The 17,402-nt window shown below is 44.2% G+C and carries 18 protein-coding genes; 2 read left to right on the forward strand and 16 right to left on the reverse strand.

Annotated features, from left to right (window positions below):
- Positions 1-32 precede the first annotated feature (32 nt).
- The 7 genes from HUX68_RS10770 to HUX68_RS10800 form a co-directional block, all read right to left on the reverse strand.
- Positions 33-1,091, reverse strand: coding sequence for a galactitol-1-phosphate 5-dehydrogenase (locus HUX68_RS10770; protein ID WP_174614827.1), 1,059 nt, complete (start codon positions 1,089-1,091; stop codon positions 33-35).
- Between the two features lie 13 nt (positions 1,092-1,104).
- Positions 1,105-1,266, reverse strand: a complete 162-nt coding sequence (locus tag HUX68_RS10775) for a hypothetical protein (protein ID WP_174614828.1) — start codon at positions 1,264-1,266, stop codon at positions 1,105-1,107.
- Between the two features lie 20 nt (positions 1,267-1,286).
- The gene (locus tag HUX68_RS10780) at positions 1,287-2,318 is read right to left on the reverse strand and encodes a zinc-binding dehydrogenase (RefSeq protein ID WP_174614829.1); all 1,032 of its coding nucleotides are present in this window, start codon (positions 2,316-2,318) and stop codon (positions 1,287-1,289) included.
- Between the two features lie 30 nt (positions 2,319-2,348).
- Entirely contained in the window at positions 2,349-3,608 is a 1,260-nt protein-coding gene (locus HUX68_RS10785) for a galactitol-specific PTS transporter subunit IIC (RefSeq protein ID WP_174614830.1), read from the reverse strand.
- Between the two features lie 69 nt (positions 3,609-3,677).
- Positions 3,678-3,962: a PTS sugar transporter subunit IIB gene (locus tag HUX68_RS10790; RefSeq protein WP_174614831.1), complete on the reverse strand. Its 285-nt coding sequence runs from the start codon at positions 3,960-3,962 to the stop codon at positions 3,678-3,680.
- 1 nt (position 3,963) lies between these two features.
- The gene (locus tag HUX68_RS10795) at positions 3,964-4,446 is read right to left on the reverse strand and encodes a PTS sugar transporter subunit IIA (RefSeq protein ID WP_174614832.1); all 483 of its coding nucleotides are present in this window, start codon (positions 4,444-4,446) and stop codon (positions 3,964-3,966) included.
- Between the two features lie 18 nt (positions 4,447-4,464).
- Positions 4,465-6,516 carry a BglG family transcription antiterminator gene (locus HUX68_RS10800; protein ID WP_174614833.1) on the reverse strand — a complete coding sequence of 684 codons (2,052 nt, stop codon included), beginning with the start codon at positions 6,514-6,516 and terminating at the stop codon, positions 4,465-4,467.
- A 553-nt stretch (positions 6,517-7,069) separates the two neighbouring features.
- Between HUX68_RS10800 and HUX68_RS10805 the strand changes: the two genes are divergently transcribed.
- Positions 7,070-9,151, forward strand: coding sequence for a DUF6270 domain-containing protein (locus HUX68_RS10805; protein WP_174614834.1), 2,082 nt, complete (start codon positions 7,070-7,072; stop codon positions 9,149-9,151).
- A gap of 115 nt (positions 9,152-9,266) precedes the next feature.
- Here HUX68_RS10805 and HUX68_RS10810 read toward each other — a convergent pair whose 3' ends face one another.
- From HUX68_RS10810 to HUX68_RS10820, 3 genes are read right to left on the reverse strand one after another with little or no spacing between them, the layout of a single operon-like run.
- Complete coding sequence (locus tag HUX68_RS10810; RefSeq protein ID WP_174614835.1) at positions 9,267-9,899, reverse strand: ABC-2 transporter permease; 633 nt, start codon at positions 9,897-9,899, stop codon at positions 9,267-9,269.
- Positions 9,880-10,758: a phenol-soluble modulin export ABC transporter ATP-binding protein PmtA gene (gene pmtA, locus HUX68_RS10815; RefSeq protein WP_174614836.1), complete on the reverse strand. Its 879-nt coding sequence runs from the start codon at positions 10,756-10,758 to the stop codon at positions 9,880-9,882. The genes HUX68_RS10810 and pmtA overlap by 20 nt, the downstream gene beginning before the upstream one ends.
- The gene (locus HUX68_RS10820) at positions 10,758-11,138 is read right to left on the reverse strand and encodes a GntR family transcriptional regulator (protein WP_174614837.1); all 381 of its coding nucleotides are present in this window, start codon (positions 11,136-11,138) and stop codon (positions 10,758-10,760) included. Before HUX68_RS10820 ends, pmtA begins: the two co-directional genes overlap by 1 nt.
- A gap of 280 nt (positions 11,139-11,418) precedes the next feature.
- On the opposite strand from HUX68_RS10820, the gene HUX68_RS19605 reads away from it, so the two are divergent.
- Positions 11,419-11,493 (forward strand): putative holin-like toxin, encoded by a 75-nt coding sequence (locus HUX68_RS19605; RefSeq protein WP_425509540.1) that lies wholly within the window; start codon positions 11,419-11,421, stop codon positions 11,491-11,493.
- 185 nt (positions 11,494-11,678) lie between these two features.
- On the opposite strand, the gene HUX68_RS10825 is transcribed toward HUX68_RS19605, so the two are convergent.
- From HUX68_RS10825 to HUX68_RS10850, 6 genes are all read right to left on the reverse strand, one after another.
- Positions 11,679-12,737, reverse strand: a complete 1,059-nt coding sequence (locus HUX68_RS10825) for an LLM class flavin-dependent oxidoreductase (protein ID WP_174614838.1) — start codon at positions 12,735-12,737, stop codon at positions 11,679-11,681.
- Positions 12,738-12,767: 30 nt separating this feature from the next.
- Positions 12,768-13,124, reverse strand: a complete 357-nt coding sequence (locus HUX68_RS10830) for a hypothetical protein (protein ID WP_174614839.1) — start codon at positions 13,122-13,124, stop codon at positions 12,768-12,770.
- A gap of 22 nt (positions 13,125-13,146) precedes the next feature.
- The gene (locus HUX68_RS10835) at positions 13,147-14,058 is read right to left on the reverse strand and encodes a DMT family transporter (RefSeq protein ID WP_174614840.1); all 912 of its coding nucleotides are present in this window, start codon (positions 14,056-14,058) and stop codon (positions 13,147-13,149) included.
- A gap of 252 nt (positions 14,059-14,310) precedes the next feature.
- The gene (locus HUX68_RS10840; RefSeq protein WP_174614841.1) at positions 14,311-14,988 is read right to left on the reverse strand and encodes a YrrS family protein; all 678 of its coding nucleotides are present in this window, start codon (positions 14,986-14,988) and stop codon (positions 14,311-14,313) included.
- Positions 14,989-15,409: 421 nt separating this feature from the next.
- The gene (locus HUX68_RS19445) at positions 15,410-16,216 is read right to left on the reverse strand and encodes a C40 family peptidase (protein WP_281355730.1); all 807 of its coding nucleotides are present in this window, start codon (positions 16,214-16,216) and stop codon (positions 15,410-15,412) included.
- Between the two features lie 505 nt (positions 16,217-16,721).
- Positions 16,722-17,264 (reverse strand): helix-turn-helix domain-containing protein, encoded by a 543-nt coding sequence (locus HUX68_RS10850; RefSeq protein WP_174614842.1) that lies wholly within the window; start codon positions 17,262-17,264, stop codon positions 16,722-16,724.
- Positions 17,265-17,402 lie beyond the last annotated feature (138 nt).

A 17,402-nucleotide genomic window follows, 5' to 3' on the forward strand; every position in this document is an offset into this window, starting at 1 on the left:
CTGTCCTGAACCGCCAAAGCCGGGCCACCGCATCAACCCAGCTCCGGATAAAACAACACCTTCCCAAACGACCCATCACCATTCACAATCTGCTCAAACACATCAGGGCCTTCCCGCAAATTCAGCCGGTGGGTAATCATCGGCTTCACATCTATTTGTCCATTAGCCATATGATGAACGGTGGCTTCCCACTCTCTTCCCGGGAATGGCGCTGATATTGCATTCCATGAGCCTAATACGGTCAGTTCACTGCGGACAATCTTTTCAAAATAAAAGCGTTCAATGTTCACATCTGCATATGGGATCCCCATAAACACGACTTCCCCGCCTTTTTTGGCCAGGGCAAATACCTGTGCTGATGTGACGGGCGATCCGGCAGACTCCACTACGACGTCGACGCCTTTTCCATCTGTATATTCCATTATTTGGTCGTATGCCGAAGACCCTTCCAAAGAATTCACCACGACATCCGCACCCACTTCCTCGGCCACACGCAATTTTTCATCATCAATATCAATCGCGTACACCGTTTTTGCACCAAATATTTTCGCCCATTGAACAGCAAGCAGCCCAATATTTCCGCAGCCCATTACAGCCACACTTCCCCCGGGCTGCAGTGACGTGCGATACATCCCGTGTACAACAACGGCGGATGGTTCAACCATAGCCGCCGTATCAAAATCTACCTCATCAGGGATTGGTATAATATTTTCAGCCGGCAATTTCACATATTCGGCATATGCCCCGGGGTGCCGCGCGCCGATAACGGTTAACGTTTCACAACGCGATAGTTCTCCTTTTCGGCAGCTTTCACATTCCCCGCAGTAAAAAGTCGGACAACCTGCCACGCGATCTCCTGTCTGGAGTCCATCAACTTCCGGTCCCGCTTCAACAACCACACCGGAAAACTCGTGACCAAATGTCATACCTTTCACATACGGGCCGAGTTTTTTATATCTGGAAAGATCAGAGCCGCAAATTCCGACAGCTTTTACCTTCACAATTACATCGTCCGTATTTTCAATAACCGGTTCCGGCGAGGTGTCCTCACTTCGTAAATCCTGTATGCCATATAGGTTCAGTGCTCTCATCCTGTTCACCCTTTCAACTCTGGCTGCCAGCCTCTGATTTTCTTTTTCTGAAAAAAATGTTGCACAATGCTGCGCCGACGACAATACTGTTCAGAATCATCTGATGTTGAAAATAGAAATCCCCTACAGCTTGCCAAAATGGACCCAAAACAAAATCCAGAACCATTTCTGTCATGACAACTCACCCTTTCCAAATTACTCAACAGGCGTCAGCAGTACTTTTATTGCCTCGCCGCCTTTAATTGCCTGATATGCTTGATCCCATTCCGTAATATCAAATTCATGCGTAATCATCGCTTCGGCGTCAACGTTTCCTGTATTCATCAATTCCAATGAAGGGCCCCAGTCAGCTGGTTTTTGACTTCTGCTGCCGACAACACGAATTTCTTTTTGAATAATTTTTTCAAGGTCGAATGAAACGTCGGCTTGCGGGAAAATTCCAACCTGGCAGTATTGTCCTTTTTTCCGCAGCAGATCAAGCCCTTGTTTCGCTGCCGGAACCGCACCAGAACATTCAAACACGATATCCGCGCCATAGCCATCCGTTAATAAAGCAACCAATTCTTTCACATCTTTTTCCTGCGTATTTACAACATGGTCGATCCCCAGTTCTTTTGCTTTATCTAAACGAACCTGATCATTAGTTAAACCGGTTATAATCACTTTTGCGCCAAAACTTTTTGCCACTTGTGCAGTAAACAATCCAATTGGACCGGGCCCAATAACAACGGCAATGTCACCCTCGTTAATCTCTGTTTTGGATACGGCATGGTGCGTGCATGCTAATGGCTCCGTCATTGCCGCAGCTTTATAGCTGACTCCCTCTGGAAGCTTGTGCACGCTTTTTGCTCTGGCAATCAGATAGTTGGTAAAGCCGCCATCCTGCTGCGTGCCCAATCCTTTCCGATGATTGCATAAGTTATAATCACCAGCCTGGCAATATTCACATTCGCCGCATATATAGTAGGTTGTTTCAGAAGTGACACGGTCGCCAACTTCGAACGCTGTCACATCCGGTCCGACTTCCACAACAACACCAGCAAATTCATGGCCCAATGTGACCGGTACACCTACTTTGTAATGACCTTCGTACGTGTGAATATCCGACCCGCAAATCCCGGCATATTTCACTTCAATTTTGACCTGGCCATTGCCGGGCTGCGGTTCATTTTTGTCCTGAATTTCCAGATTGCCAAATCCGAGTTCGGTTTTAACTAGCGCCTTCATAAAAACATCTCCTTACGTTACGTTCATCAATCAGTTAAATAATGCGAAAATCTTAAATATGATCCAGTTAAACAGGTTACCACCCTGATCAATACTTGAAATTTTTGTCGATCCTTCAGGCATCTCAAAGTCAGCGTTAAGCGCCATCTCGGTGAAGACCGGTGCTACGTCGGTTGCCATATATAACGACAGTGCAATCATGACGGTACCGACAATGACGGAGTGAACGATGTTTCCTCGTGCAGCCCCAACAATGAAAGCGACAATAAATGGAATCGTAGCCAAGTCACCAAACGGAAGTAGCGCGTTACCCGGCAAAATAATCGCCAATACAACGGTTATTGGCACCAGAATTAACGCGGTGGAAATAACAGAAGGATGACCCAACAACACTGCAGCATCCAGTCCAATATAGATTTCTTTATCACCAAAACGTTTGCTCAGCCATTTTCTTGCAGATTCTGAAACTGGCATTAGTCCTTCCATCAAAATTTTTACCATGCGCGGCATCAAAACCATAACGGCAGCCATTGCCATCCCGATTTCAATAATCTCACCAGCGTTGTAACCTGCCAAAAAGCCAATCGCCGCACCTAGGAAAAGACCAATAAAGATCGATTCACCAAATACACCGAACCGCTTTTGAATAGTATCCGGATCAGCGGACCAGTTTCTAACCCCAGGAATTTTCTGCAAGCCTTTGACCAGAAAAATACCTGGTGCATATGAAATGGTGCTTCCGGTTGCAATCGATACACCCGGCATTTCATAAAAGTCTCTAACCATTGGTGCCGTCCAATCCGCTATCTTCAGACAAATAATCTGGAATATGACAGCAGCGATCAACCCCTGAATGATACTGCCTGAAATAGCATAAACCATCGCAGCCATGAACGTGTAATGCCAGAAGTTCCAAATATCGACGTTCATTGTCTTCGTCGTTTTTGTTACAAGCATCACAACGTTCACAACCAAACCGAGCGGAATAATGAAAGCCGCCACCGTGGATGCCCAGGCAATCGATGATGCAGCCGGCCAACCGACATCAATTACATTCAAACTGACACCTAGTCGCTCAACCATTCCCTGTGCGGCCGGGCCGAGGTTATTCACGAGTAAATCAATGACGAGGAATATACCGACAAAGGCAACCCCGATCGTAAGACCAGAACGAAATGCTTTTCCGGGTTTTTGACCAAAAAACAACCCTAATAAGAATATTGCGACAGGCAATATAACAGTTGCCCCTAAATCAAGGAACGCCTGGATAAAATCAACAAATCCCTGCATGTTTCCTTCCTCCCTATGGTTATTAATCTCGGTTTCTTTCTTTTAGGAAAAAAACCGAGATTAATAGCTTTATTTTTTAAGTTCCTCCAGAATCTTTTGTTTCGTATCCTCTGTGCCGATTCCAGTTAGAAATGATTGCGCATTGATAACCGGAAATGGAAATTCCTTCTTGGTCATTGCGGTCGTTACCAATAAATCAGCAGTATCAACATAAGAACCTACTTCCGCAATCTTAATTTGAACCAGGTCAACATTGAGATTATGTTCTTTAGCCATGTCCTCAATTGCACCGTTAACAACCGTCGAAGTCGCAATTCCGGCACCACAGGCTACCAGTACTTGTTTCTTTGCCATCTTACTCACCCCCTTCAAAAGAATAAATCAGATTTTGATCAACCATTGCTTTAATCTCAGTTTTATCAGACGCATTGATAATGGCTGGCAATGTTTCTTCATCCTGAAAAATTTGCATTAAGTTTTGCAGCAGCGATAACTGTGAATGGGACTCGTTCATCGCCAGCAGGAAGACAATCTTTACCGGTACCGTTGCATCCGGATCGCCCATAACACCGAACTCAACCGGCTGCTTCAGGACCGCGATGCTAATCACCTTTTGGTTCACATGCTCCACATCCGTATGTGGTATGGCAACGGCTGCGGTTTTGGTTGGCAGGCCGGTAGCAAATTCACCTTCTCTGGCAATCACAGCATTACAAAAACTTTCTTTGACCAGCCCTTTATCACATAAATTCTGACTCATCTCAGAAAGTACTTCTTCCTTTGTTGTGCAATCCACATCCAATAATATGACGGATTCATCAAAAAACAGTTCACTCATCGTTGTTCACCCCATCGTCTAATTTTTCGAATACAATTTCATTAATTGATAAATAGCTTCCGTATTGTGCGATTCCATTAAAGCATTCCGGTCTTGTACGGAACCCACCAGTTTCATTAATTGCATCAACGCTTGCAGATGCTGCTGTTTATCTTTAGCCGCAATCACAAACACGAGTTTAATCGGGTGTTCTTCTGCAAACATCACGTCATTTTCCAGATGCAATAAACTCATCGACACGTGATTCACACCATCTTCAGGTGCAGCGTGTGGTATCGCAACATATGGGGCTATCACGATATAGGAATCCTGATTATAATCATGAATCATTGCCTCAACATAGCTTTTTTCAATAAGTCCTTGCTGCAGTAATGGTTTTGCCCCAACTCGAATCGCTTCCTCCCAGGAGTTGACGGATTTTTTTAAGGTAATCTTGTCGGGTGTAATCAAATCCGACAGGTTAGGTGTATAATCCGCTTCCTGCTTCGGGTTATAAACCGGCTGCTCATCCAGGTTTAAATACGCATCCAAATCTGTAATCAGTTCCTGTTCATTTTTGACTGCTGTATGTTTCCGGATAATTTCCATCAAATCACCGGTGCTGATGGTGGATGGCGTAAACCCGTGTAGTTCCTGCATCACCTGTTTTCGAAGCGTGTTCTTTTCCTCCCGTTCCAAAAACGAATTAACAATAAATATTTTTTTATCCGTTTCAATCCGGACGGGTGAAAACACCACATCATAATCCAATTGGTACCCCTTAAACTCCCGCACTGATAACGAATCCAAAAAGATAAATTCCGGAAATAAATCACGCAGTTCACTGTACAGCAGTCTTGAAACAGACACGCCTTGCGGACAAACCACGACAGCCTTTACTTTCTTCTGAATGCTGTCACCCTGTCGTGTTAACCACCCGCCAATCAGCATCGTCAAATAGGTCGTTTCGCTTTCCGGAATGGCACTGCCAATCAGTTTTTCCAGCGGGCCAGTTGATTTCTTCACAATGTGATGAAGTGCTTTAAATTCTCTGCTCACCTCGGCCTTTACCTCATTTACTTCCGTCAGCTGATACTTAATCCGGTAATACGCCGGTTTTACATGGAGCAGCAATTTTTGCAGTAACTGCTCCCGATCCTGCAGCTTCACACAGGCCATCTGCTCAAACAAATCGAGCATATTTTCCAATGCATGCAATAAGTTCGGAATCGACTCTTCCGTTAAAAATTCGGACCAGTGAACATTGGAAGTTAATAAATGCAGTGTAATAAAGAGCCTTTCTTCCTCCGGGATATCCTGAAAACCGGAAAATATCTCCTCTGTTGCTGCAAATTCTTTTGTGTCCGCGAGTTCATTGTAATGAATATAAAACGGTGCAATTATTGATCCATTGGCAATTCGCCGTATAATAATGACAAAGAGATAAGGCATCATTTCCAGCTTTTCGTCGGTAAACTTCAGGTTTAACTTATTTTCCACTTTTTCAATTCGATTGGCGAGCTCCTCCACCTCATCCACGGTGATCCCTGCAGTATGCCGAATCCTCGCTTTACCCTGGTTAAGCATCAGTATTTTGTACATTACCTTTATGAGAAGCTTTCGGATATTAAATTCATTGCCTTCCATCACGTAACCCTGCCGCCTGGAATATCGGATTTTCAAATCATCGTCAGCCGCAATGGTTTGCACATTTTTTAAATCAGAAAGAATCGTGTTCTTACTGACCTCCAACTCGCTTGTAAAATGAATCAGGGATAAGTCCTCATTACTTACAATCATTAAAAGAATCATATAAACACGTTCATCTTCCGAAAGAATTTTCGCATCGATATCCATCTCATGCTTGCTGCTGAATTTCGTAATCACCGATTTGTTTATGAGAAAATGTCCCTGTTTCGTTCTTTCTATTTCAGGAAGGTTATTGAACTCGAGCCAATCATTTATTTTGGTTATGCTGTATCCCAACTGCCTGCGGGAAATATTATATCTGGATTCTAGTTCCTTGCCTTTAATCCCCGGATTTTCCACCAAATCACCGAACAATTGACTGCTCCTGTCATCAAGTTGCATGCTAACCCTCCTTCCACTATTAATTGTATCAACCAACGCAGCAAAAATGTATACGTTTTCATCACAGTTTGTTGGGTGATCATTGTACATCGTTGTGATGTGTGTTCCCACATCACGGTGTGCCGGGAGGGGGCCCCCTGGGTTTACGGGTTGTACATTTGTATGTGTGCGCTGATGAAAGTCCGGGAGCCGCTGATAAAAACGCTGAAACCGCCGATAAATGCCCCCGGGCCGCTGATAAATCTACTGGTCCCGCCGATAAAAGTTCCCGGATCCGTCGTATGATGACCCGTGCCGCTGTACTTTAGTCCGAAACCGCTGTATTAACTGCTAAACGCGCTGTACTTTGGACTGTATCCGCTGTATAAATTGCCGCAGCCGCCGTACTTTGACCCAAACCCGCTGTATGTCGAACACTCCAATAGCGAAAAACACTCCCAGTCAGCGCGTGTAATTTATGTGAAATGTATGTAATTCCCCCAGAAAAGGTTTGAATTTATTATTTAATGAGGTATATTCCCTTTCAAAAGCAAAAGAATCAATGGAGGTCAACATGCTGGCTAATTTCGATTCTATACACCAGGAAGAACAGCAAACGTTGGTGCTAAAAGGCACATACAACGAAAAAATAGATGCAGAAAAACCGATTATCTTTTTCCAGGAGCGGGTGTCCAAAGAGGACTATTTCAGCCCGCAGCGAATCGATACAGATGTGAAATGGAACGGTCAGGAGTTTACGTTTTCACTGAAATTGCAGAACTGGAAAAATAAATTAGCACAAAATCAAATATGGGATTGCTATATTGCACACGGGGAGCAAACGGAGAAAATACAGGCTGACTTCAGCGAACACCCTGGCAAGAAGCATAGCCCCCATTTATTTTATACCGCAAAACCGTATATCACCAAAATGCAGTCATTTGCCATATCGGTGAAAGCAAAAAAGCTTTCAGCGGCCGTAACGAATACGCAAATCGATCAACAACATGTGACGTTTGGATTTTCCATATCGGAAACGTTTTTCAAAACAATTACAAATACAAAACAAGCTGTTGAGCTGAAACTCACGTTTAAAAAACGTATCCAAGCTGACTTAAACGATTATCAGCATGAAAAAACCTTCCCGGTCACACAAACAGATCAGCAAACGTATACGTCCTCAGTGGATCTGAATACGTTTGTTGCCGGGGAGACGCTGGCACCTGTAACAAAATGGGATCTTTTCGTGACTGTCAAAAACAAGTCGGGCCAAACGGTGGCCGAACGTTTGGATATTGATCCTGAATACGATATTTTCAAGCAAACGTTCGACCTTTCGTCAGTGTTCAGTGCAAGCTTTCAACATGATAAGAACGCCGCTTCGTTAGCAGTCTTCACTGAAACGGAACCGGCCACTGTTCATCATTTAAAAGTGGACAACCAACGTGTCATGCTGAAAGGTAATGTGCACGACTTTCAGATAGACGGTGCCGATTTGCAAAAAGAATCCACAGTAAATAACGCTGAACTCACCGCGATGGTCATGAAACTGCCGGTCACGGAACAAGATGGAACATTCAACGTAACACTGCCGATGGACGAGCTTGCGCAAAACTACCATCTGGACGATAAAGACGAATTTTTTATTAACATGAAATTCAGGGATAAAAAAGCCAAGGTCACCATGAATGTACCTGTGTATCTTGATACGTCAGTCAACGTTTCGAAAAAACCGATCCGGGTAACGAACAACTATCAGATTCGCCTGCTCAGGGGCCCTGCCAACAAGCTGCAGTTCAGAAGCCGTACACGAACACAGGAACCCGAAGCCCATTCCTTAAGGATTGCGACCTGTGGTTCCTGTTTCAGCAGACTCGGATTTGGCTCAAAAGATTATTTTAACCCGGATTATAAAAATAAATATGAGGTGGTCTACACTCAATTTCATTCTTCCGTGATCAGCATGATGGGAAAACCTGTGAAATTTCCCGGGGAAAAATTCACAGACCTGCACCCGACACTTGCCGATCGCGTCCGGAGTGACTTTGAGAAAGATTTTTTCACCAATATTAAACGAACAAAACCCGACTTTTTCATTCTTGATTTTTACGTGGATGGTTCAAAGGATGTTCTCTTTTTTGATAAAAAGCACATGATTACTGCCAATTATATGCTGACGCAAAGTGTAAACTACATGCACGAAATCGAACCGTACGTATCGGTATTGAGCCAGAAAGATATTGCAGCTTACCTGGAACATTGGCATAAGGCAGTCCAAAAATTCTGCAAAAAGCTGGTAAAATATATTCCGGAAGAACGGATTATCCTTCAAAAAGTACGAAAAGCGGAAGGATATTACGCGAAAAACGGGGAATTCCATGAGTTTAACAACCAAACCTACATTCAGCGCAGCAATTATCTGTTTGAATACATGGAAAATTACTTTCTGAACCTGTTGCCTAATGTACAGGTGATTGATTTGTCTGATCAGGGGTTTCAGTCGCATTATAAACATCCTTCAAGTATAACACCGGATCATTTCGAAAGTGATTACTACAAAGCATACATGAACCGGCTGGATGATCTTGTTTTGCGTTACTTCATTCAGCATCCAGCTTACCTGAAGAAACGGAAGAAAAAGGGAGAAACACTTTAGAAAAACTCGGCATTCGCCCGTTTTATAGCGAATGCCGAATTTTTTCTAAGGTCTATCATAATGAACAAATAGCCCGATTTTCCATTTTCAATAAGCGGAAAATTGGGCTATTATGTTAAAACTGCTTTTTCGCATACAACCGTACGGAAATGAACCATGATACAAGCAGGGCAACTATCGTAATTCCAATCAAGATTGCTGACAACAGATCATTTGAATATTCCCGATAAACATCCGCCAATCCCCAGAAGCCATTTTCCATCCCGGCTTCAACGAGCATTGGGATAAAAACAAAACCCAACAGACCTAAGGCAGCCATCCCGATCATCACAAACCGCGGACCTAGCAAATAGAACACTGGCAGATAAACCGCGATAAAGATCCCAATGAAGGAAAGTGCTGCAGCCAGTTCAATAAACTGGTTTTCCTCAAATAACGAAAAGAATTTCAGGAATGCGGTAATTCCTATCACAAGCACACCAAACAACAGTGCACTTACATATTTAGATGTGACAATTTCTGTTCGATTGACGGGAAGACTGTTGATTAGGTTCTCACTCTTATTCGTGTTCTCATTCATGTCACCAATAAATGGATACATGAGTCCGAAAATGACGGCTAAATAAATCGGATTTTGACCAGTGTCGTTGAACATTTTGACGAACATGGAGCCTGCGATCAGCAGGACGGCCATGCTGATAATGATCGCCTGATTCACCACCCACTCTTTATAAAGTAAACTGCGCATTTTTCTCGCTCCTTACCGTATTTACCATGATTTCCTCAAGTGTTGCAGGTTCCATCATGACATGCTCACCCATCAAATTGCTGATTTTTTCCGGCTCATTTGTCAAGCCCTCGAACCCGACTGAGGTTTCACGCAAATGGATAAACATGCTGCGAATATCCGGATCCAACAGTTCCGCTGCTCCCCTGACGATATAATATTTTTCCAATATACGATCCTTATTATCACTGAAAATGATTTCACCGTTATAGATAAATGTAATGAAGTCCGCAATCTGTTCCAAGTCGGTTGTGATGTGTGTGGAAAAAAATACGGTTTTCGTTTCGTCCTGGATGACGTCAGATAAAATATCGAGGATTTCGCTGCGAAAAACCGGATCCAGTCCGGATGTCGGTTCATCCATAATTATTAAATCAGCATGGTGTGATAATGCGATTGCCAGGGACAGCTTCATTCGCATGCCGGTTGATAAATGCTTGATTTTTCGCTTCCACGGCAGATCAAACCGATTCATATAATGCTGAAAAACCGCATCATCCCATTTTTCGTAAAACGAGGCAACCACACGTTTCATTTGCCGGGCGGTCAGATGGTTATAAAAGTGATTATCCGCATATACAAAACCGATTCTCTGTTTGATATCCTTGCTGTGGTTGGCATTATCCAAGCCAAAAATGTTCAACTCGCCCGAATCACGTTTCAACAGGTCCATGAGCAACTTGATGGTTGTTGTTTTCCCGGATCCATTCGGCCCGATGAAGCCTGTCACAAATCCCTTCTTCACGGAAAATGACACGTCATTCAAGCCAAACCCGTCAAACGCCTTATTCACATGTTCTAACTTCACGGTATCCTCCATTATTCTCCTCCTTCCTCATAAAGAATGTCGAGCATTTGCTTTAGTTCCTTCCTACTGATGTCCAGTATTTTCGCTTCTTCAACAATTTCCAAAAGGCTTTCCTCCATCATCGTCAGCCGTTTTTCCCGCAGAAGATCCTTGTTTTGCCCGGCAACAAATGATCCTTTTCCAACAAACGACGTGATGAATCCTTCATGTTCCAATTCCTCATATGCCCTTTTTGTTGTAATGACGCTTATTCGCAGTTCCTTAGCGAGCCCGCGCATGGATGGAAGCGCATCCCCTTCCTGTAATTCATTTCGTAATATGCTTTGCTTAATCTGGTTTTTCACCTGTTCATAAATTGGTTCCTTGGATGAATTCGATAGGATGATATTCATATAGACCTCTTTTAAGTGTATTATTTGTTTATATTGTATATATTATTATATACAATTGTGCATGTCAATAAAAAATGGAGGATTCATATCTCCTCCATTTCCTGGGTGGCGCTTTTCATAATCCAAAAATTTTATGCCGGATTCGAGTACAAATGACATTTATTACCTGCCTGGACAAGTTTCCGCGTGTTATAATGGAAAATGCAATAGTCTGAATTTCTCAAGGGTGGTCTGCGTTGCCTCCGTACTCCAACCGGGAGTGGTCAGGAGGTGAGCGCGTATGACAACGTTTGAAACGCTTTTTCTGATGCTTGCGTTTGGCACGCTTGTCGCGACAATGATCACAAAAAAATAGACCTCCCTTGAGTTAGCGGCTCATTTGGTCGAGGTCTATTTCCCATCAGCGCCGACCCCTTTATAGGGATTCGACTGTTGTATCGGCCGTTGACGTTCCAGCGTCACGGCCTTTATTTAGTTTATTCAGCTAAAACTTATCTATGTTCATTGTACCACGAATTTATTGCTTGTCCATCTCAGTATCTAGCTCTTAGCCGTATGTTTTTTAATTGCCGGAAGAATTTCTGTCCCGATGGTGTCGATATTTCGCTTCAGCTTGTCAAACGTCACCCCGCCAAAATCCATTTGCGCGATGTAACGCTGATGCCCGAACATTTCGTGCTGGTACAGGATTTTTTCAATTACCTGCTGCGGACTGCCGATGTTCATTACATCTCTCGGGTCAGCACCCTGCGCGAAATGCTGTTTCGGGTACCCCCGTCCATTGGTCAGCTCCATCCCTTTGTTAATATGCGGGTACGTTTCCCGCTGCGCCTGCTGGGTGGTCTCCGCTGTGTAAAAGAACCCGGCTGTCGCAACAGGAAGTTCAGCAGGATTGTGTCCGTTATTTTCTGCCGCTTCCCGATACGCATCAATCGAGTACTTAAATGATGTCGCAGGTCCGCCCAACGTTGCGAGGAACATCGGAACGCCTGCGCGCCCAGCTTTGATCGCACTTGCCGGTGGTCCGCCGACAGCCCGCCAGATTGGCATCGAGCCGTTTTGCGGTCGCGGCAGGACTTTAGCATTTCGCAGTGGCGCACGGAATTGCCCGCTCCAGTTCACCACTTCTTCCTCATTAATTTTTCGCAGGAGATCGAATTTTTCCTCATATAACTCCTCGTAATCGCGAAGATCATACCCAAGCAATTCAAAGTTTCCCACACGGGACGCACGCCCGGCAATCATTTCCGCCCGACCTTTTGAAATGAGATCGATGGTAGCAAAATCCTCGTAAGCGCGGACAGGATCCAGCGTGCTGATGATGGTGGAGGAACTGGAAATTTTAATCTTTTCCGTCGCCTGGGCAATTGCGCTTAACACGACCGAATGGGCCTGCGTTGTAAAATAATCCTGATGACTTTCGCCGACACTGAAAAAGTCAATCCCCGCCTGTTCAGCAAGCTGCGCCAACTCAATTATTTCATGGATGCGCTGCTGGGCGGAAATGCGCTCCCCGGTTGCCGGATTCGGCAGGTGATCACCTAATGTATATAGTCCAAATTCCAGACCACTGCCTGGATTAATGCGGTATTTTTCCATTTATATCAACCTTTCTGCTAGCTGGTATATTTATAACGGCAGCAGCTGCTTCATTTGAAAGAGCCATGTTTTCATGAAAAATGGTATGATGAAGCGCCGGTGCCATTGTGGCGCCACCACCATGATAGCATTTTTGAAGTGTACAGCTTTAGTATTTTGCTCTTTCTGCTCGTGCGGTTGATGTTCCACCTCGTATGGTTGATGTTCTCCCCGTGCGGTTGATGTTCCGCTCATACGGTTGATGTTCTCCCCGTGCGGTTGATGTTCTCCCCGTGCGGTTGATGTTCCGCTCGCGCGGTTGATGTTCCACTCGTACGGTTGATGTTTCGCCTCGTGCGGTTGATGTTCCGCTCGTACGGTTGATGTTCCGCTCGATGGTAAAAGCATTTTTTCAACAACAAATGCTCTTTCACGAATTCATATCCCTCTGCCGCCTGTTCTGAATCACATGCTCCAGCGCGCCTGTACCGATGAACACCCCGCACAGAATAAAAAGAAATCCGACTGCATGATTTATTTTAATCACTTCATTTAAAAATAACGCCGCACCCGTCACTGCAAATAGCGTGTTCAAATTTATGAAAATGGCCGATTCGGCCGGTCCGACTTTTTTAATGGCATAATTATATGTCATGTGCCCGAACGCTGTTGCGAAAATGGCGCTGAACAAGAAGACCGCACCAAGCTGCCAGTCGATTAATTTTGTCATCTCCTGAACCCGTGCCCCTAATATCTGGCTGACCAGGAAGATAACGGTGGAGCCAAGCACAAGCAAATACCCGGTCGCCAGGCGCGGATCAAGTGTCGGCTTCAGCTTGCTGATCAGCATGAAACTAAAGCCCTGCACGATTACACCGAGCAGTACGAATACGTCACCCAGCGAAACCGCCGCCAGCCCGCCGGCACCGGAAAGCGTCGTGATCACTACGCCCACGAAACCGAGGATAAAACCCGATGTCCGCAGCCACGTTATCCGCTGCCGCAGCACGATGAACGCCATCATCACCGTCACCAGCGGCATCATTCCTAAGATGAGCGCACCGTTTATTCCTGATGTTAATTCCAATCCGACCGCCACCAGCGAATGGTGCAGAATGACATTGAAAACAGCTATGTACAGAATTGTAAGCCATTCATGTTTGTACGGGAGACGGAAAATGCCCATCACTTTACAAATGATGAGAACCATGACCCCAGCCGTCATAACCCGAAAAGAGGTCAGCAAGATCGGGTCAATCGCCGCAACCAGTACTTTAATCGCCGACACATTCAGACCCCACATCAGCATGACCAATAATAGAAGCATGTAAATTTTTATCATGAATGCATTCACCGCCCCTTATAACTATTATTCTCCTATACTATCAGTTATTTCTGTTGTTTTCTTTTATTCTGATTGTGCTTTGTTCTCCACCATTGAATGCGTGGCCCCTACATTTTTAAAAACAGCATATTAACAGGCATGCAGCTATCTTGCCACATCTAAAAATCCCCGCCTGCACCAGACGGGGATTTCACGTCACCTTAATTTTATTTGTAAACTTCCATATTTTTCTCGTCAGTTTAATATCCTTTATCGGCTTTGTTTCGAAACATTTGTCACTTTCCAGCCCTTTTGATCAACCCACTGAAGATTCACTACATACACCCAGCCTGATACGCCTTCAGGACTTACTTTTCCAATGGATTGCTGTGGTCCTCCGCCACTTTCCAGGCGCCAAAGCGTCATGCTGTCATCCAGTCCTGTAGCCAATTGAATAGCTTTTATTTTTTCATTCCAGTCCACTGTGCCCTTATCATAGCTGGACTGATGCGGCCCTGACTGGGAAGTACCAATTGGTTTACCAACGACTTTGCCGGAGTTGGATTCGCCTGCATTCTGCTGTTTCTTATCATTTTGACGGGACTGATCGTTCTTATCCTGCTTGTCTTGAGAATCATTTTGGGATTGTTCATCTCCACCGTCATCCTCATTCTGCTGGACTGCACCATCCTGTTGACCATTGTTTCCCGATTCGGATCCGTTTCCATCAGTGCTTTCATCTCCACCAGTTTGTCCCTCATTATTTTGCGTATCCTGTTCAGTTTCTTCCGTGGAGCTATCCTGCTGATTATTAGCTGTTTCATTACTGCTATTGAAAATCATGTTGCCCCCAATAATTAATATGAGAGCAATGACGATTACGATTGATGAATTAAGAAGTATATTTTTACTTTTTTTCTTTTTACGCATGCCGGATCTTGTGTCCATGTTTATCCCCTTTCCAAAAGCACATTGCATAAAGATGATTCAAAAATCTTTACCCTGGCACCTGATATTTCAAACTTCAATTGAAATTGCCATCACTGAAAGCAAAAATAAGCGTGGTGCTTCCACCCATGATGATGAAGACCGCGCTTAATTTTTTAACCAGGACTTAGGCGCTGCACTTACATAAAAAATTCGAAATAAGGATGCAGAAACTGAGGGTGCAATGCCTTTATTCAGATTTATTATTTAAATTGTAATATGCATCCAACACTTTCTCTCCGTTGTTATATATATGGTTACACATACATTTCACAAAAAAGCGGGGTGAAGAATCGATGGGGGCTCGCGAAGTGTATCAGATAATATTCCTGAATGACAAAGGCAGCCCCTCAGCATGAAGGACTGCCTTTGTCTGTTTTATTTAGTTGATAGATTTTGCGCCAATGTAGCGGTTGTCCCAGTAGTCAACATTTAATGACGCTACCTCAACGCCTGTTTCTTCTGTGCCAGCATGAATCATTTTACCGTCGCCGATATAAATTCCGCTGTGGGTGACGTACGTGTCCGCATCATAAGTATTTGTGAAGAAAACAACATCTCCTGGTGAAGGGTTGTCCACAAAAGCCCCATCATTTGCCCAGATTCCTGCATGCGTTCTTTCAAGCGATGCATCCGTCTCTTGTTCGATTACATAATTAACAAAACCGCTGCTGTCAAAACCTGCTGGGGTTTCACCGCCAAACTGATATGGAGTTCCGACCAGGCTTTTAGCTGCAGATACAATATCAGTAGATGCTTGGTTCTCTGTTGTTGTTTTTTCTTCATCCGGAGCGCTCACCGTAGTCGTTTGCTCTTCATCTGTGCCGGAATTTTTTGTGCCGGAATTGTTAAGTGCTTCTTTTGTTTTCGGTCCGACAATACCGTCCACGACTAACCCTTGATTGTCCTGAAATTTCCGTACCTGTGTCTCCGTAATAGGTCCGTAAATACCATCAACCGCCAGATCATATCCCATATTACTTAATTTGGTTTGAACCATTTCGCCCGCTCCCCCGCGTTCGCCTGAAAAGATAAGATGGGAAGAAGGTGCTCCCGTCTTTTCTTTTTTTGATGGTTCTTCACCCGGCGCCCCAGGCGCAAAACCGCTCCCCGCCATTACGGGACTTAATATAAATGCTCCCCCAAGTGCCGTCGTCAGCACATATCGGCGTACAAAATGTTTTCCCAATTGTAATCCTCCTAAAATTTTTTGTTCCTAAGGTAATTCATACCAACACATCTAGTCTACTAAATCTTTATTTCAATAGAATTAACATGATAGAACAATTTATTTAAGATCTATTTACAATATAAAAAATGATATATAACACGTGGGGGGTGAGATGTTCTGTCCCTAGTTGGGGAGTAAGGGGGATTGTCGATCTACTTACGTGGTGCTCGAACGAGTGCGATGTTTGCCGATCGAGTTGCAGGGCTTCTCGATCGAGTAAGGGAGCATGCCGATTGAGTGGAAGGGTTCCTCGATCGAGTGGAGAAGCTTCTCGATCGAGTTCGAAGCTTGCCGCTCGAGTAGAAAGGCTTCTCGATCGAGTTCGAGCACTTCCAGATCGCTTTTAATTTTTTGCCCAACTATTTTAGCCTTTAAAACAGACTAAAAGATTTTCAACAACAGCCGAAAATCAACCAGGAATAGCCCCTCATTCACCTAAGTTTGTTCAGAGGGGCCATTACCCTTATTCCACCGCTGAAACACACAAAAATTTTATCGTCCGATCGGTTTTATTCAGCCAGTAATGGGATTTGGATGACTGCAGAAAGATTGAATCGTGCGGATGCAGCACATGCTCCTCCCCCTCAATATGTATCGTCAGCGTCCCTTCCAGCACATACAGAAATTCCTGTCCTTTATGTGAAAAATTGCTGCCGCGGTTATCGCCGGGATTCAGGATAATCAGGATTGGCGAAAATAACGGATTTTCCATCGCACCCGATAAATCCCGGTAAATAAATTTATTTTGCTTCAACTCATCATTCACACGCTCATGTCGAATAACTTTTGACGGTGAAACTGCATCCGGTTTGGCAAAAAAATAACTCGGGTTCACGTTAAGTGCGTCTGAAATCTTTTTCAGTGACTCCAAAGTTGCCGATGTTTTGGAATGCTCCAGCTGTGACAGGAAACTGATCGATAAATCTGTTTCTTCTGCTATTTGCTTTAACGTTTGTTTTTGCTGTTTTCGTAACTGTTTTATTTTCGCGCCCAATTCGTCCGTCAATTTCAAGCCCCCTTTCTGTGGGACAGAGGGACAGGCTCCTCGTCCCATTCCAACTGGGACGAGGAGCCTGTCCCTCTGTCCCGTTTGACAAAATAGGTTGAATTATATTATATTTTAAATAATTTAAGTGCTAATTAA

The sequence above is a fragment of the Virgibacillus ihumii genome, assembly GCF_902726655.1.
GTDB classification, from domain to species: Bacteria; Bacillota; Bacilli; order Bacillales; family Amphibacillaceae; genus Lentibacillus; species Lentibacillus ihumii.